This is a genomic window from Plantactinospora veratri (assembly GCF_036421995.1).
GTDB classification, from domain to species: Bacteria; Actinomycetota; Actinomycetes; order Mycobacteriales; family Micromonosporaceae; genus Plantactinospora; species Plantactinospora veratri.
The window spans coordinates 111750-128488 of the sequence record NZ_JAZGQL010000030.1 but is presented as its reverse complement, the minus strand read 5'-3'; the positions used below and the strand labels follow the sequence as shown (position 1 = coordinate 128488).

At 70.0% G+C, this 16739-nt stretch carries 16 protein-coding genes; 12 read left to right on the top strand and 4 right to left on the bottom strand.

Annotated elements, in window-relative coordinates; translation table 11 throughout:
• The first annotated feature begins 98 nt into the window (after positions 1–98).
• Entirely contained in the window at positions 99–1991 is a 1893-nt protein-coding gene (locus V1634_RS29840) for a family 43 glycosylhydrolase (protein WP_331211061.1), read from the top strand.
• A 9-nt stretch (positions 1992–2000) separates the two neighbouring features.
• Here the strand turns inward: V1634_RS29840 and V1634_RS29835 are convergent, their stop codons facing one another.
• Positions 2001–2894 (bottom strand): LysR family transcriptional regulator, encoded by an 894-nt coding sequence (locus V1634_RS29835; protein ID WP_331211078.1) that lies wholly within the window; start codon positions 2892–2894, stop codon positions 2001–2003.
• A gap of 158 nt (positions 2895–3052) precedes the next feature.
• Here V1634_RS29835 and V1634_RS29830 point away from each other — a divergent pair, with 158 nt between their 5' ends.
• From V1634_RS29830 to V1634_RS29815, 4 genes are all read left to right on the top strand, one after another.
• Positions 3053–3415 (top strand): DUF1801 domain-containing protein, encoded by a 363-nt coding sequence (locus V1634_RS29830; RefSeq protein WP_331211060.1) that lies wholly within the window; start codon positions 3053–3055, stop codon positions 3413–3415.
• Positions 3412–3807, top strand: a complete 396-nt coding sequence (locus tag V1634_RS29825) for a VOC family protein (protein WP_331211059.1) — start codon at positions 3412–3414, stop codon at positions 3805–3807. The genes V1634_RS29830 and V1634_RS29825 overlap by 4 nt, the downstream gene beginning before the upstream one ends.
• 180 nt (positions 3808–3987) lie before the next feature.
• Complete coding sequence (locus V1634_RS29820; protein WP_331211058.1) at positions 3988–4905, top strand: hypothetical protein; 918 nt, start codon at positions 3988–3990, stop codon at positions 4903–4905.
• A gap of 289 nt (positions 4906–5194) precedes the next feature.
• Positions 5195–7213 (top strand): LVIVD repeat-containing protein, encoded by a 2019-nt coding sequence (locus V1634_RS29815; RefSeq protein ID WP_331211057.1) that lies wholly within the window; start codon positions 5195–5197, stop codon positions 7211–7213.
• Between the two features lie 172 nt (positions 7214–7385).
• Here the strand turns inward: V1634_RS29815 and V1634_RS29810 are convergent, their stop codons facing one another.
• Complete coding sequence (locus V1634_RS29810) at positions 7386–8069, bottom strand: DUF305 domain-containing protein (RefSeq protein ID WP_331211056.1); 684 nt, start codon at positions 8067–8069, stop codon at positions 7386–7388.
• A 372-nt stretch (positions 8070–8441) separates the two neighbouring features.
• Between V1634_RS29810 and V1634_RS29805 the strand changes: the two genes are divergently transcribed.
• Both V1634_RS29805 and V1634_RS29800 read left to right on the top strand, forming a co-directional pair.
• The gene (locus tag V1634_RS29805; protein WP_331211055.1) at positions 8442–9923 is read left to right on the top strand and encodes an LPXTG cell wall anchor domain-containing protein; all 1482 of its coding nucleotides are present in this window, start codon (positions 8442–8444) and stop codon (positions 9921–9923) included.
• A 300-nt stretch (positions 9924–10223) separates the two neighbouring features.
• Positions 10224–10826, top strand: a complete 603-nt coding sequence (locus tag V1634_RS29800) for a GNAT family N-acetyltransferase (RefSeq protein WP_331211054.1) — start codon at positions 10224–10226, stop codon at positions 10824–10826.
• Here V1634_RS29800 and V1634_RS29795 read toward each other — a convergent pair.
• Together V1634_RS29795 and V1634_RS29790 are read right to left on the bottom strand one after the other, a co-directional pair.
• On the bottom strand, positions 10819–11529 hold the full coding sequence (locus V1634_RS29795; protein WP_331211053.1) for a peptidylprolyl isomerase: 711 nt from the start codon (positions 11527–11529) through the stop codon (positions 10819–10821). The genes V1634_RS29800 and V1634_RS29795 overlap by 8 nt on opposite strands.
• Positions 11530–11938: 409 nt before the next feature.
• A complete protein-coding gene (locus V1634_RS29790) occupies positions 11939–12082 on the bottom strand; it encodes a hypothetical protein (RefSeq protein ID WP_331211052.1) in 144 nt (47 codons plus the stop codon).
• A gap of 781 nt (positions 12083–12863) precedes the next feature.
• Between V1634_RS29790 and V1634_RS35560 the strand changes: the two genes are divergently transcribed.
• The 5 genes from V1634_RS35560 to V1634_RS29770 all read left to right on the top strand — a co-directional run bounded on the left by V1634_RS35560 (position 12864) and on the right by V1634_RS29770 (position 16646).
• On the top strand, positions 12864–13049 hold the full coding sequence (locus tag V1634_RS35560) for a helix-turn-helix domain-containing protein (protein ID WP_407951869.1): 186 nt from the start codon (positions 12864–12866) through the stop codon (positions 13047–13049).
• A gap of 169 nt (positions 13050–13218) precedes the next feature.
• Positions 13219–13443: a ribbon-helix-helix protein, CopG family gene (locus V1634_RS29785; protein ID WP_331211051.1), complete on the top strand. Its 225-nt coding sequence runs from the start codon at positions 13219–13221 to the stop codon at positions 13441–13443.
• An 88-nt stretch (positions 13444–13531) separates the two neighbouring features.
• Complete coding sequence (locus V1634_RS29780) at positions 13532–13708, top strand: hypothetical protein (protein WP_331211050.1); 177 nt, start codon at positions 13532–13534, stop codon at positions 13706–13708.
• 154 nt (positions 13709–13862) lie between these two features.
• On the top strand, positions 13863–14387 hold the full coding sequence (locus V1634_RS29775; RefSeq protein WP_331211049.1) for a hypothetical protein: 525 nt from the start codon (positions 13863–13865) through the stop codon (positions 14385–14387).
• A gap of 543 nt (positions 14388–14930) precedes the next feature.
• The gene (locus tag V1634_RS29770) at positions 14931–16646 is read left to right on the top strand and encodes an AAA family ATPase (RefSeq protein ID WP_331211048.1); all 1716 of its coding nucleotides are present in this window, start codon (positions 14931–14933) and stop codon (positions 16644–16646) included.
• Positions 16647–16739 lie beyond the last annotated feature (93 nt).

The window sequence follows — 16739 nt, the reverse complement described above, 5'->3', positions numbered from 1 at the left end:
GGACGCCAGGACGATGGCGTCGGGACCGCCCGTCGTGCCACCGTCGTGCTCAGCCGGGTCCGTCCACTGCGGACGGCGGTCTGGCGGAGGGAGCGGGCATGCTTCGCGCGGTCACGGCACGGCACCGGCCCGGACGGGCGCGCGGGCGGCAGGGCGGCTCCGGACGGCTGGCCCGTACGGCGGTGGTCGGGCTGGTCGCCGCGCTCGCTGTACCGCTCGGCGGCGCGACCGCGCAGGCCGGCGCCGTACGACCGGACGCGCCGGCTCCGGCACCCGCCCCGGCCGGCCGGATCGCGGCCGACCCGATCGCGCACGACCCGACCGTGCTCAAGCAGGGCCGGTACTACTACAGCGTCATCACCGGCGACGCCGCCACCCGCAGCTACCTGCCGATCAAGCGCTCGGCCGACCTGCTGCACTGGACCGAACTCGGCACCGTCTTCGGCACCCCGCCGGCCTGGGTCGTCGCGGAGCTGGGCGTGACCCCGGCCGACTTCTGGGCCCCCGACCTCAGCTACTTCGACGGCGCCTACCACCTCTACTACGCCGCCTCGTCGTTCGGCACCAACAACTCGGTCATCGGGCTGGCCACCAGCCGGACGCTCGACCCGGCCAGCCCGGCGTACGGCTGGGTCGACCACGGCATGGTGATGCGCTCGTCCGGCACCGACACCTTCAACGCGATCGATCCGGACGTGGTCTTCGACGCCGACGGCCAGCCCTGGCTGTCGTTCGGCTCGTTCTGGGACGGCCTGCGGATCCGCCGGCTCGACCGGAGCACCGGCATGCCGGCCGACGGGACACTGCACCACATCGCCTCCCGGGGCGGCGCCTCGATCGAGGGTCCGGCGATCGTCCGCCGGGGCGGCTACTACTACCTCTTCGCCAGCCTCGACTTCTGCTGCCGGGGCGTCAACGCCGACTACCGCACCGTGGTCGGCCGCTCCCGCCAGCTCACCGGCCCCTACCTGGACCGGGACGGGGTGCCGCTGCTCGCCGGTGGCGGCACCGACCTGCTGCGCGGCTACAACGAGTTCCGGGGCACCGGCGGCGGGGACGTCTTCGCCGGCCCGGGTGGCGACTGGTTCGCCCACCACTACTACGACACCACGGACGCCGGAGCGCCGAAGCTCTCGGTGCGCCCGGTGAGCTGGGCCGACGGGTGGCCCCGGCTCGGCGACCCGCGGTCCGGCAGCATCCGGGTCGGCCACGGCAGCGCCTGGTTCCACCTGGTCAACCGGGCCAGCGGCGCCGCGGTGGGCGTACCGGACTGTGGGTACGAGGGCGCCGACGTCCGGATCGTCGAGCCGTCCGCCGGTACCTGCCAGCAGTGGCGACCGGAGTACCGCGGCGACGGACAGGTGAGCCTGCTGCACCGGTCGAGCAACAAGGTCGCCGAGATCGCCGGCTGCGTGAACGCCGACGGTGCCCGGGTCGCCCTCTGGGGTTGGCTCGACAACGACTGCCAGCGGTTCCGGCTGCTGCCGACCACCGACGGCTGGTCGCGGATCGAGAGCCGGCTGGCCGGGCGGGTGCTGGAGGCGGCCGGCTGCGGCGGTGTCGGTACCCCGGTGCGGGTCTGGACCTGGCTGGACAACCCCTGCCAGCAGTTCCGCCTCGAACCGGCCGGCGAGGTGCTGATCGCGGACGCGGCCGGGCAGCGCGTCTGGGGCGTACCCGGGTGTGCCTGGCGGCCCGGCCCGGTGGTGGCGGACCGGCCCCGGGCCGGCGGCTGCCAGCTCTGGCGCTTCGTGCCCGCCGGGGAAGGCTACTTCCGGATCGTCAACCGGGGCGCGGACCGGCCGCTGGCCGCGACCATCGGCCGGGACGGCGGGGTACGCCTCGGGCTCGGTCCCCGCGACGGCGCCGGCCCGGCCGGGCGGTGGCGGATCGAGGCGGTCGACGGCGAGGGCTACCGTCTGGTCAACGCCGCCGGGGTCGTCGCGGCCCTGCCCGGTGCGCCGGACCGGGTGCTGCTGCTGACCCCGTGAGCGGCACCGTCAGCCGGAGGGTGACCGGTTGGCGTCGACGGCGGCCCGGACGAACTCCCGGACCCGGGCGGTGGTGTTGGTGGCCAGCCAGATCGGGCCGCGTTCGATGGGTGGCGCGTCGGAGATCGGCACGTACGCGAGGTCGGGGCGGGGATAGTAGCGCCGGCTGTGCTCGCCGACCGGCAGGACGCCCCGGCCGAGCGCGACCAGCGAGAGCATCTCGGAGAAGCTCTTCCCGACCGGCCCCCTCGGCACCGGCCGGCCCGACGGGGTCTGCTCGGGGGTGCGGTCGCGCTTGAACTGGGCGGAGGTGACCGCCGGATACTGCACCACCGGATGGTCGGCGAGGACCTCCAGGGAGACCGACGTCGCGCCGGCCAGCGGATGGTCGGCGGCGACCGCGAGGACCCGCCCCTCGCGCAGCAGCGCCGGCCCGTTCACCATGCCGTCGAACGGGTACGAGGCGATCAGCACGTCCACCGAGCCGTCCAGCAGGCTCGACCGGGTGTTCGCGAGCTGCGCCTCGTGCACCTCGACCTCGCACTCGGGATGGCGCTCGGCGAAGAGGTTGACCGCCCTGAGCAGCAGCGGCGCCGTCCCCTCACCCAGGAACGCCACCCGGAGCCGCCCGCTGACGCTGCGGCCGGCGTCGACGGCCCGGCGTACGGCGTCGTCGATCCCGGCGACCAGCGGGGTGAGGTCGGCGGCCAGCTGCCGCCCGATCGGGGTCAGCCGGACGACCCGACTGGTGCGCTCGAACAGCGGCGCGCCGATCCGGCGTTCGAGCTTCTTCACCACGTGGCTGATCCGCCCGGTGGTGACCCGGAGCCGCTCGGCGGTACGGCCGAAGTGCAGCTCCTCGGCGAGGGTCAGAAAGGTCTCGATCTCGTGTCGTTCCAGCACGTCGGCGCCCATCGTTGAATCTGACTCAACGATCGTAGCCCGATCGCGGCTTGGTGCCGGTCGTCGCACGGCGGATCGTAAGAGGCGTCACCAACCGGGCCGGATATCCGGCCAGCACGCCGGGGCAGCGCGAACCGGTGTGGTCCGACAGGAGGAACATGGGCACCACCGAGATCACCGACTACCTGCGCGGCCTCGACGCGCCGCTGCGGGAGACCGGCGAGAAGCTCCGGCCGATCGTCGACGCGGCACTGCCGGAGGCGACCGCCGGGATGTGGCACGGCCACCCGACCTGGAGCCTGGGCGACCGGCCGGGGCAGCGGCCGGTCTGCCTGGTCAAGGCGTACCGGTCGTACCTGACGTTCGGGGTGTGGCGGGGACAGGAGCTGGCCGACCCGTCCGGGCGACTCGTCCCGGGCGCCCGCCAGATGGCAGCGGTGAAACTGCACTCGGTCGACGAGATCGACCCGGCGCTCTTCACCGGCTGGCTGCGCCGGGCCGGCGAGTTGGAGACGAGGTGACGACGGTGCGGGTGAAGGCGTTCGACCATCTCGTACTCACCGTGCAGGACGTGGAACGGGCCCTGGATTTCTACTGCGGGACCCTCGGCCTGGCACCGGTCCGGGTGGACGAGTGGCGGGCCGGCAGGGTGCCGTTCCCCTCCGCCCGGGTCACCCCCGAGACGATCATCGATCTGGTGCAGGGCCGACGGGGTGAGTCGAACGTCGACCACATCTGCCTGGTCGTGGAGCCGCTGGACTGGGCCGAGGTGATCGCGTCGGACGTCTTCACCGTCCTGGAGGGTCCGGTCGGCCGGTTCGGGGCGCGCGGGGAGGCAACCTCGATCTACGTCTCCGACCCCGACGGCAACACCGTCGAGTTGCGCTGGTACCCGCAGGACCGCGCGGGATAGCGCCGGCACGCCCGGTCGGCCAGCCGGCTGCTCCGAGGGGCGGGCCGGCGGCCGGACCGGTCGACCGGGCGTGCCGGAACGACCGCGTGGGTCAGCACCGATAGCGATATTCTTGGATGCGTTGAGTCCCGCGACCGGCGGTACGCCGAGCGCGTCCACCCGCACCGAGGCGGCGATCTCATGGCCAACCTGCTCGACCGGATCGACCGGGCCACGTCCGGTCTCTGTCCCTGCGGCGCCGCACCCGCCGACGGCTCGGCGTACTGCTCGGACGACTGCCGACCCAGCCACGTCGGCGACGACACCGACACCCGGGAGACCGGCCACCTGGCCACGCCGATGCGGTGGCGCCCCGACCTGGTCACCGCCGGTGACGACGAGGACCTGGCCGGCCCGCGCACCGAGACCTGGTACGAGGGCCCGTACCGGGCGCAGATCTTCGAGCGGGTCAGCCGGCCCGACAGCTGGCACCTGCGGCTGGACGACGGGCACCGGTACGTGGGCCGCGACCTCGACGACCCGGTCGAGATCCGATCGGGGCCGCCGCCCGAGCAGTTGGTCGGACGGATCCGGGAGATCTGGCGACGGCTGGAACGGGAACTGAGCGACCCCCGCCGCGCCACGCCGTACACCGGGCCGTGGCAGGCCGCCTTTCCCGGCCGGGGCGGGGCGTCCCCGCCGCCCCGGGCCATCGGGCCGGCCCGACTCGGCGGTGCCCCGAGCCAGGCGTGGCAGCGGCTGTGCCGGCACTGCGACCGGCACGGCGTACCCCTGGACGGGCGGCGCGACGGCGCACCCTGCCAACTCTGTCCGCACTGCCGGACGCCGTTCCCGGGGCCGGTGCTGATCCCGACGCTCCAGTCCCACGGCCGGCACACCGTACTCAAGCTGAGCTACCTCGCCAACGGCGAGTACTTCACCCGCAGCGCCTTCGTGGCCGGGCGCGACATGCTGACCGCCGAGGATCCGGCGGAGTTCCTGCAGTCCGCCTGGGACCGGCTCGAGACGTTCCTGCTGGACCAGATTCCCCGGTCCCGGACGGGCCCCGGCCACCTCGACGGGGTGGCCGGGGCGGCCGGCGACCCGGCCGTCGAATAGCGCGGGTACGGCCAGGATCACCGGCCGCGCACCGCTCCACTGCGGACGGCGCGGGCGGCGGCGGGCGGTCGCCGGTCTCCGACCGTTGCCGGGGGCGGGACGGTGGGTCGGCGGATCGGGTCGGCCCGACCGGCCGGTCGGCCCTGGTTGTCGACGGTTTTCGCGTCACTCGCAAATATTTACATGATCTTTTCGGGGTCAAACGCGGTACGGTCCTTACTACCGCGGCGTGCACGCGCCCCGACGCACGTCGCCACCACCTGGGGCATCGTGCACGGAGGACATACGCATGACCTATCGGTCGGATCGCACACCAGGCAGGAGACGCCGGATCGTCGGCGTGGCGGCGGCAGCCGTACTCCTCGTCTCCCTGCTGCCGGGATCGGCGTCGGGCCAGGAACCCGCGCCGGACCCACGGATCGGCCTCGGCGCGGGATGGCTGGACGCGCAGAGCGCGAGCAGCAACCTCGAACTGCTGGCCCACCTCGACAAGCCGGCCGGCTTCGTCAACCCGGCCAACCCGGGTGACTTCGGCTACGCCGGATCGGATCTCGCCTTCGGCGGCGACCACGCGTTCATCGGCAACTTCAACGGCTTCAACATCTACGACATCTCCCGGCCGGCCAACCCGGCGCTGGTCACCAGCGTGGTGTGTCCGGGTGGACAGGGCGACCTCAGCGTCCACGGCGATCTGCTCTTCATGTCGGTCGAGGAGACCCGGGGCCGGCTCGACTGCGGTACGGACCCGGCGGCCGGCACCCGCTTCCAGGGCGTACGCGTCTTCGACATCAGTGACGTGACGAACCCGGTGCAGGTCGCGGCGGTGCAGACCTGTCGCGGCTCGCACACGCACACCCTGGTGACCGACCCGGACGACAGCGCGAACGTCTACGTGTACGTTTCCGGCACCGCCGGCGTCCGTCCGGAGAGCACGATGGCCGGCTGCAACAACACCCCGGCGGCCGGCGACAACCCGGCACGCTGGCGGATCGACGTCATCAAGGTCCCGGTGGCCGCCCCCGAGCAGGCCGCGATCGTCAGCGGTCCCCGGCTCTTCGCGAACCCGCAGACCGGTGCGGTCGACGGGTTGCAGAACACCCCGCCGGCCCCGACCCACCCGTCGGGCAGCGGCTGGAGCCCGTCGCCGGTCACCGACGCCTGCCACGACATCACCGCCTATCCGGAACTCGGCCTGGCGGCGGGCGCCTGTGAGGGCAACGGCATCCTGATCGACATCTCCGACCCGGTCAACCCGGTACGGATCGACGAGGTCTCCGACCCGAACTTCGCGTACTGGCACTCCGCGACGCTCAGCAACGACGGCAAGAAGGTCGTCTTCACCGACGAGTGGGGCGGCGGTACCGGTGCCCGGTGCCGGACGACCGACCAGCCGCAGTGGGGCGCCAACGCGATCTTCGACATCGTGGACGGGAAGATGCGGTTCGCCAGCTACTACAAGCTGCCGGTGCCGCAGACGCTCCAGGAGAACTGCGTCGCGCACAACGGCTCGCTGATCCCGGTGCCGGGGCGGGACATCCTGGCCCAGGCGTGGTACCAGGGCGGCATCTCGCTGCTCGACTTCACCGACTCGGCCAACCCGCGCGAGATCGGGTACTTCGACCGGGGGCCGATCAGCCCCACCAGCATCATGCTCGGCGGTTTCTGGTCGGCGTACTGGTACAACGGTCAGGTCTACGGCAGCGAGATCGCCCGCGGCTTCGACGTCTTCGGCCTCAAGCCCAGCAGGGACCTGAGCGCCGCGGAGATCTCCGCTGCCCGCGAGGTGCGGCTGCCGGAGTTCAACGCGCAGCACCAGACCAGGACCACCTGGACGCCGAGCTTCGCGGTGGCCCGGGCCCGTTTCGACCAGTTGGCCCGGACCTGCACCTCGACCATCAGCAAGCGGCACAACGGACCGCTGACGGTCACCGGCGTCACCTGCCTGACCGGGGCGACCGTCTCCGGCCCGGTCACGGTCCGCCCGGGTGCCTCGCTGCTCGCGCTCGACTCGTCGATCTCCGGTCCGGTGTCGGCGGCGAACGCGGCCGCCGTGCACCTCTACGGGAGCACGGTGCGCGGGCCGGTGAGCATCACCGGTACGAAGGGCAGCGCCGCCATCGTGCGGACGGAGATCTCCGGGCCGGTGGTACTGACCTCGAACCGTACCGGGACGGTCGAGCCGATCGTCGCGGACAGCACCGTACGCGGTCCGCTGAGCTGCACCGGCAACTCTCCGGCGCCGATCAACCTCGGTGCGGCCAACACGGTCAAGGGGCCGGTCGCCGGCCAGTGCGCCAGTCTTGACTGATCCACGGTAGGCACCGCTGACAGGGCGTGTCCGGTCGGAGTTCCGGCCGGGCACGCCCTCGGCACGTCTCGAGGGCGGTGCTGGGGCTACGAGGCCGGCGGTGGTCCTCCCGGGTACCCGTGCCGGACCGCCTGGTCGGCACCGGGCCGGCCGGGCGTCGCCGCCGGTGGCCTCAGCCGGGCAGCTTGGCCAGCAGTTCCCGAAGGCTCCTGATCTCGATCGCCTGGTCGGCGTTGACCTCGCGGGCGAAGCGGTCGGTCGCCGGCTCCAGCCCACCGCCGGCCGCGTAGAGCTGCTGCACCATCGTCAGCGCCCCGTTGTGGTGGCGGATCATGAAGTCGAGGAAGAGCCGGTCGAACTCCCGGCCCCGGGCCTGCCGCAACTGGCTCATCTGCTCGGGGGTGAGCATGCCCGGCATCAGCGCGTCGTGCCCGGCGTGGTGGGTGTGCGGGCCGGGGACCTGCGCGCCACGTTCGGTCAGCCACCGCTCCATCTGCGCGGTCTCGTCCCGCTGCGAGGTCTGGATTCGGCCGGCGAGCAGCGACACCTCGGGGCTCTCGGCGCGGTCGGGGACCAGGGCGGTCATCTCCAGTGCCTGCGCGTGATGCGCGATCATCCGCTGCATGAACTGGACGTCGGCCTCGGTGTGTGCCGGCGGCGGTGGCAACTTGGACTGCTCGGCCGGCGAGAGGGCACGGCCGGTCTGGCCCGGCGCTCCGGGTTGGACGACCCGGGCGGTGGCGGCCGGCTCGGCGGGCCGGTCCTCGGTGAACCGGAGCACGGCGAACAGCCCCGCACCGAGGGCGAGCAGCGCGGCCGGCACGGCGATCAGGATACGGCGACGGGTCGAGAACACTATTTGATCACCGTAGCCGAACTCGCCTCCGGCGGCGAGACCAGGCCGGACGGGCCCGGCCGACCGGATGGCGGTACCTGACCGTCGACCGCCCGCGCCCCGTCACCCTGCCGGTCGGCTCGGTCGAGGCGGCGGGACCATAAGTTTCCATTATCTCTGGTTCAAGAAACCCGCATTTCCGCCTGCTGGGTTTGGCCGGGCGACGGAGCGGTCCCTACGGTGTGCGTGCGGCGTAGAGACGGCCCACGCGGCACCGGCCTCGACCTCCGGGCGTTGTCGGGTCGCCAGCGATCAAAGGCGGTCGTCCTGCACGGCAGCCGGAACCCCCACCGGTCCGAGCCGCAGCGCATAGTTTCAGGAGGTTTCATACATATGCGACGGTCGCACCGCGGTCGCGCCTCCACCGGTTCGGGCCAGCGCCGCCGCCTCCTCGCCGTGGCCGCCGCTCTCGCCGTGTTCGGTGGCCTGGTCGGTGTCACACAGATCTCCAACGCGGAGACCCAGCAAGCGGCCCCCGGCTGCGAGCCCGGTTCGCCGCCGCCGTCTGCCGGCGCGTCCGAGAGTCCCGGCGCGGGCGGGAACGACGCGACCGCCGAGGCGTCGCCGCCGGCGTCCGCCGAGAAGTGTCCGACGTCGACCGCCCCGGCCACGCCTTCGGGTACCCCTGGCGGGGCCAGCCCGGGCGGCGGCCTGAACGCCCTGGGCGACGACTGCGAGGCGAGCGACCTGCCCGCGCACACCGGCTTCCAGGACGGTGGCCGCTGCGTGGCGACCGCCTTCGGCGAGGTGGGCAGCGCAGAGCAGAACCCGACCCTGCTGATCACCCAGGCGCCCCGGACGGTACGGGCGGGAGAGCCGTTCCGGCTCGTGGTGAGCACCCGCAACCTCGTCCGGGACCGGTTCCTGCCGGCCGGCCGGGGTGGCTACTACCTGGAATCCTCGCTGCTCACCGAGGAGGGTCTGGTCCGGGGTCACTTCCACACCGCGTGCCGGATGCTCACCAGCACCAGCGAGGCGGTCGACCCGGCTCCGGTGCCGGCGTTCTTCGTCGCGACGGAGGACGGCAAGGGCAGCGACGATCCGGACTCGGTGATCATCGAGGTGCCGGGGCTGCCCACCGCCGGCCTCGCCCAGTGCTCGTCGTGGGCCGGTGACGGTTCACACCGGATTCCGATGATGGTGCGCGCCAACCAGATCCCCGCGCTCGACTCGGTACGCATTCTGGTGCGGCCGCCCGCCGAGGAGCCGCCGGCCGAGGAGCCCGGTAACGAGGAGCCGCCGCCCGCTGAGGAGCCCGGTAACGAGGAGCCGCCGGCGGAGGAGCCCGGCGGGGAGCAGCCGCCGGCCGACGACCCCGGCGGCGAGCAGCCGGCCGGCGGCAACCCTGGCGGGGAGCAGCCTCCGGCCGACGACCCCGGCAACGAGGAGCCGCCCGCCGACCAGCCTGGCGACGAGGAGCCGCCCGCCGGAAACCCCGGTGGTCAGCAGCCACCGGCCGGGCAGCCCGGCGACGACTCCCCCGAGCAGGAGCCGGGCCAGGACGAGCAGCCGGGCAACGGGCAGGGACCGGCCGGACAGAAGCCGGCCCCGCAGAAGCCGGCAGCCGGCGCGGCCAAGCCCACCACTCCGGCCACCGAGTCGGCGGCCGAGGAGTCGCCGGCCGGCGGGGCGAACGCCGCCCAGGCCCCACCGCCCGCACAGGACAACGCCGAGAAGGCGGCGTCCGGCGGTGGCGGCGGTCTGGCACTCACCGGTACGAACACCATCGCCTTCATCGGGGTCGGCGTGGCGTTGCTGATCGCCGGTATGGCCTTCCTCTACCTGAGCCGCCGACGTCGGACGGTACGTCGCTGAGCCTGGTCAGCGGCACGGTACGAGTCGACAGGGCAGGTGCGGTCCCGGCGGGGCCGCACCTGCCCTCGTCCGTACCGGGGCAGGCATGCCAGTTGGTCGAACCGCCATGCGGGTCCGCGGGGTGCGCCTGGGCGTTGTCTCGGCTCTGGTGCCCGTGGGGTCGACCCTGCTGATCCGGAACGCCGACGGGAACATCACCGCCTATCTCGTCGGCGGTGCGCCTCTGCTGCTGATTCGCGCGGCGCAGGCCCGAGTTGCACGGGCGGGCGAGAGCCGCGCCCGGTCGAAATAGGGTGCTTGATGATCCCGACGCCTGCCAGGCTGCACGGCGTGGACGTTCGTCTTGAGCCTTGGTCGGAATCCGCGCTCGACCTCCTGCGCCGGATCAACACTCCGCAGATGCGTCGACACGTCGGCGGTCCCGAGCCGGAGGAACAACTGCTAGCCCGGCACCGCCGATACCTCGCCATGCCGGCAACCGGCCGCGGCTGCATGTTCGCCGTACTGCTCGGCGACGAGATGGTCGGCAGTATCGCCTACCACCAGCGTGACTGGCAGGGCGAGCAGATCTACGAGACCGGCTGGAACGTCCTACCGCCCTACCAGGGCCGAGGCATCGCCACCGCAGCCGGTGCCGCCCTGATCACCATCGTCCGCGTGGCTGCCCGCCATCCCGACGCACCCCACAGCCTGCACGCGTTCCCCTCCGTCGAGAACGCCCCCTCCAACGCACTCTGCCACCGCCTTGGCTTCACCCTCCTCGGCCCCTGCAACTTCGAGTACCCGCCGGGCAGCGGCTCCGTGATGCGCAGCAACGACTGGCATATCGACCTCGCCAACTCCGGCCGGCCGCCCTCACGACGCGGCGCGACCGACGATGACTTCGACCCAGGCCCTAGATAGCCAGGCAGATCTCCGTGCGCAGGGCCGGGGCGCCGTCGACCGGGGCCGGGTCCTCGGCCGTCGGCGCCACGCCGCCCGCGGCAATCCGGTCGAGGGTACCCAGACCGAGTGGCCGCACGCTGCCGAAGATCGTGTAGTTCGGTCGCAGCGCCGAGTCGGCAAAGACCAGGAAGAACTGGCTGCCGTTGGTGTCCGGCCCGGCGTTGGCCATCGCCAGCACTCCGCGGGCGTAGACCTTCCGCTCGCCGGTCGGGTCGGTGGGCGCGGGCGGCAGGTCCGTCGGCAGTTCGTCCTGGTACCGGTATCCGGGGCCGCCCGAACCCGTACCCGAGGGGTCGCCGCACTGCAACACCTTCAGCGTGGGGTAGGTGGTGAGCCGGTGGCAGATGGTCCGGTTGTAGAACCTGTGCCGTACCAGGTGCAGGAAGCTCTGCACGGTGCATGGCGCCTGCGCACGGTCGAGGGTCAGCGGGATGAGGCCGAGGTTGGTGATCAGAGTGGTCGTCACCGTGCCACGGTCGGGCGTGTGCCGGGGATCGCGCGGCAGCGGCACCGGTCGTGCCGCCGGTTCGTCCGGAGTCTCGGTGTACTGGCAGGGCCCCTTCGTCACCTCCGGCGACGCGGCGGCGGCATGTGCCGGAGCGGCGCCAGCGCCGAGCAGCAGGCCGGCAGCGAGCACCGTGACAGCGATCCGGTGTGGCACCACGTTGTCCTCCGTCGACAGGCGGGAGTTCCCCCACACGGTCTAACGGACATCGATGCACTCGTCAAGCGGACAGGGGATCACCTGGTGTCGTTCCCTCGGAGGCTGACGTGGAACTGCTGGGTCCGGGTGTGGTGTCAACGGTGTTCCAGCGGGTGTCGCCGGCTGGGCGGCGTCGGGCGCTGGCGTGCAGGTGTCCCCTACGACGGCGAGGATGTAGATGACAGCGGCAGCCACCAGGTTGGCGGTGACGTTGCCAGCAACGTCGCGGGTGAACGGCTCCGGTCGCGGCGCTGTTCGGCCACGGGTTCGGGATGACGGCCGCGGTCCAGTCTGGCGACGCCCTGACTCCGGCTGGTGCTCTCCGCCGCTGCCAGCACTGCCACCGTCCGATCCGGAAGGGTCCGAGTCACGACGACGGGGGCTGCCGGCGATACCACAGTCCCGCCAGGAACGCCGCCACGGCGCCGAACACGGCAGAGCCGACACCGCCTGCGAGCCGGACCTCTCCGGTACCGGCCCAGGAAGCGATCAGCGCCACCGTGGCGAGCACGGCGCACACGATCGCCACAGCCAGCAGGGCTCGCCCCGACGCAGCACCTGTCGAATCTCTTCGGCGTCGCGGTCCCGTGGCGACCACAGCGGGCGCCGGTCCGTGCCGTACCCATAGCGCGGCGCATCCATGACCGTCACCGTACCGGCACCCCCCGTAGCGGCGTCTAGTCGGCGGAGGAGTACGTGAACGAGTGTGGCAGCGGTTCGGTGACCCACCTGCCGAGGACGCGGCCGGGCCCATAGGTCCGGACAGCGGCGGGTTCATGGGTGCACTGGACCCTTCGCCGTTGCGCTTGTGCACCTGGTACGCACCTGAAGGCACGCAAAGCCGATCTTGAAAGCGCTGTTTTTGCTGGTGGGGCGGGCGGGACTCGAACCCGCGACCGAGGGATTATGAGTACTAACTCACGATCTTCAAGGGTGACCGTACGTAGTCGAGTATCGGCCGTCACCAGCGAGAACCCTCGCCCAGACCGCTCCTGAACACTCTCGGTAACGGACGGCGTGGGTTGTACCCGGGTTGTACCCAAAGATGCTCGTGTCCAAGGTGCTCGCTTGCTGGTGCTGGCCTGCTCGTGGCGGTTACCATCGGTAGGCACGGCAGCCCAGGGGCAGCCGGAGGGCACCAGGCCATCGGTCACGCCGCTCCGTGGCTCGGGATCCGTCACATAAGTGAACATCTCCACCAAATTCTGCCCAGGAGGGTCTGACATGTACCCCATGTCGCGACCCCTGGGTTCTTTCGTCTCTGGGGTCGCGACTAGGACGAAGGAGAGCGCATGGCACCACCCCGACAGATGTTGAGGCTCCAGAAGGCAGCAGACCTCTTGGACGTCTCCCTATCCACAATGCGACGAATGATTCGAGACGGAGAGATTCCGGCCGGCTTCGTGCGAGGTCAGCTCCGCGTCGCGGAATCAGACTTACGCGCTTACCAGGATTCGATCCTGAGCAAGGCCGCGTAAACACAACCCTCACCGCTCCCGCCCCACGGTCTCTTTTGGTCGTGGGGCGGCGACGAGGGCTGCCCGGAAAGAAAGACAGAAATCGTTCCCCAGAACCGTCGGGCGGTTCCCCATGCTTATTGCCAGGGCCGGTTACCGAACCACCCGTAGCACTACCGAGGGAGGAAAGGTGGGCAAACGTGGGCCAGCGAAGCAGTACCCACACAAGCTCGAAGTGCAGCTAGACGACGAGGCCTGGGATTTCGTGACACGAATGAGCGAGATGACCGGCGCAAGTAAACCGGAGATCGTACGCGTAGCCGTCCGGCAGGGCATTCAGCGGCTGGACGATCTCGTGGCCGACGCGATTGAGGAAGGGCTGCTACAGCTACGAACCGAGGAAAGCAATGATTGATCGGCGCCGGCTTCGCGCGTCCGGAGGGCGAGTCGGGGCCAGTATTCGCCCGGTCAGAGTACCCGACAGAACAACTCAGGAGAGGCACATGACAGCACCAAGCCTCAAACGATTGGATGGCGGCATCGCCACGATCGAGGCGCTCATCAAGAAGATCGAGGACGGACTGATCGCTCTCGATGAGCGGGAGCGCGCGCTTGGGCGCATCACCCAATCGGCCGCCGATCAGAACATCCGCTCAAAGTACGGGCACCTACTGAAGTGAAGGAGCACGAGCGATGACCTCATTCGCCCGCCGGGGAAGCGGTCCTAACCCGCCCACGCCACCCGGTCCAATCGATACTCGCTCAGTTCGGCCGGCAGGAGACGTCCCGCAACTATCGCTTGAGGAGCAGGCGATTGGCCTTCGGCTCCCCGAGATGACCGACGAGGAACGCAAGCGGTTGCTGACCGGCAGCGCCGACGAGGGCTATCTGACCTACGGCGACCGGTTGGCTCACCAGCAACACGCGCTCAACACCGGAAACTACCTCACCGGCCTAGCCATTGAAGAAGCGCGAGAGAAGTACAACGCAGAGGAACGGCGCCGCGTCGATGAGGACACGGCGAAGCGACGCCAGCAGCACCGTAGCGACGTCGAGAAACTGGAGGACGTCTCCAACGACATCGAAAGCGCGCTCGTCGATCTTCACCTTGGCATCAAGGAGCGAGACGTGTCAGTCGGTGAGTCGGTCAGCCAACTCGCCCAACTGCGCGCCCAACTCGATTGGTTGCGGACCAGGCGCAACGAGGTGGAGCGGCAGATCTACGTCACCGAGATCATTCGAGCCAACCCCCATCGATACCTCGATCATTTCTACCAGCGCTTCGGCAAGTTCCTCGATCGGCCGTCGCTCACCTGGTCTGCGGATGTGGACTATCCGCCGAAGCGGAAGCGCAGGTAATCACACGGACGGAGCGGGGGTCGGTCGGAGAAGGGCCGCCCCCCGGCCCCAAAGGAAGGAAGAGGAAATGAATGCAGCTACCACTCTACCCCCGGCCACCACCGATGCCCCAAGGATTTGGCGACGAGCGCGGTTGCGCCTTCTCGCGCATGAGTACGGGGTGCAGGTTGCTCCGCTCAATACCGGATCCTCCTCAGACGGGCTTCGAGCCCAAGCGGCAATCAATGACTATCGCGCTAGTGGGAACGGCCCCGTCTTGCCCTTGCAACAGCTACGACTGAGGCTCGGCTATCGATGGTACGGAGCTGTCCGTGCGAGCGAGCATCGCGCCGTACGCGATCGCGTGGACTCACGGATCTGCGAGCTACTGAACTCCGGTGACAACGGCTTGGTGGTCGTGCCGCTTGAGCCGGTGTGTCGATGTCAGAGGGCAGCATGAGGAACCGAAGCGTCGTTCTGAACGCGAACGAGCCGAGCGCGAGAAATCCGAATAGCGATCGGGGCGCCCCCGCCAGGACGCCCGATCAGAAAGTGAAGTGAACAGTGACCAAGCCTAGCGCACCTACAGCGCCTCGCCTCAATCCAACACACCTCACCGAACTGAAGGCGAGCGGCATAGGTCCGAAGACCCGCAAGGCTCGCGGCTACCGCAGCGTAGACAAGGCCGAGGCTATGGCGCTGGGCTTCAGAGGCGTTCAAGCGCGTAGCGGCCTCCTGGTGCCGCTCTACGGGCCGGATGGCGAGCCATGCCAGAAGCAGTTGAAGGCCGACAAGCCGTTCGTAGGGCGAGACGGGAAGACGTGGAAGTACATGACCCCTTCGGGGTCAAAGATTCGCATCGACTTCCCGCCGAGGGTCCGCAGGAGGATCCGGCGCAGTAGCGAGCCGCTGCTCATCACGGAGGGCGTCAAGAAGGCCGATGCGGCGGCGAGCAAGGGACTCGCCTGCCTCGGACTGACCGGAGTCTGGTGCTGGCGAGACAAGTCAGGACCGCTGCCGGAGTGGAGGAGCGTCCCGCTGCGTGGGCGAGACGTGTACGTCGCATACGACAGCGACGTCATGACGAATCCGAAGGTACACAAGGCACTTGAAGCCCTGACGGCGTACCTGACTAAACGGGGCGCGGGGGTTCGATGGGTGTATCTCCCACCGGGAGCGGACGGAGGCAAGGTCGGACTCGATGACTACCTAGGGACTGGGCACTCAACCGAGGAACTGTTTCGCCTTGCGGTGCGGCCGGGCGAGGATCAGACGGGCGGAGAGTACGGCCGGCTCGGCCGAATCCTGACCCGCAGCGACCTGGCGCGGTTGCCGAAGCCGGAGCCATTGATTGAGGGCATGATCTCGCTGCGTTCCTACGTCCTCATGATCGGTCGCGGCGACACGAACAAGACCTTCGTGGCTCTCGGGTTCGCCTGTTCGGTCGCCACGGGTAAGCCTTGGCTCGGCCGGTCTGTCCTGGTCGGAGCCGCGCCAGTCATCTATGTGGTCGGCGAAGGCGCATACGGCATAGACGACCGGATCGCAGCGTGGGAGGAGGCCAACGGAACCCCGGTGCCGCCGGACATGCTGACGGTGCTGATGAAGCCAGCGTCGCTGTCCGAGGAAGGGTTCTGGGAGGAGCTGACCGCGCTGGCCAAGCGCCGAGGCGCCCGGCTGGTCGTGTTCGACACGCTCTCCTCGCTCGCCCCTGACCTGGACGAGACGGCAGACGCCCCGATCATCACGCGCAGACTGTCGGACCTCGCCGCCGAGATAGACGGAACGACGCTGATGGTCCATCACACCGGATGGGGAGCCCAGGACCGCGCTCGGGGCGGCAGCCAGTTCGAGCACAACGCGGATGAAGCCCTTGTGCTGCAACGCATCGAGGACGACGACAGTCACGTCGTGTCGCTGACGCGCAAGAAGGTCAAGGACGGGCCGAGCGGACAGCGGATTTGGCTTCGTCGGGTCGAGCTGGACCCATCCTGCGTCATGGAGGAGACAGCGGAGCCGCAACGGGTCAGCGCCAAGAAGACGACCGCAGAGCCGAGCGTCGAAAACATCCTCAGCGTCCTCAAGGAAAAAGGACGGCTCGGCTTTGAGGATCTGCGGAAGCAAGCGATTGGCCACGCCACGAAGGTCGGCCCGCTCATCAAGATCGGCATAGAGCGGGAGTACATCAATACAGAGAAGGCCGGACGGGTAATCTATCACTCCCTCACTCCGGCTGGACTGAAGCACCTCGAAGAGAGCAAGCGAGTCATGGTGATTTAGCCATGAGCCACGCCGTTCACGCAACGCCGTTCAGCCGTTCAGCCGGGAACGCCCAATGCCGTTCCCGTATCCCGTTCACGGCCCCTACGTAGT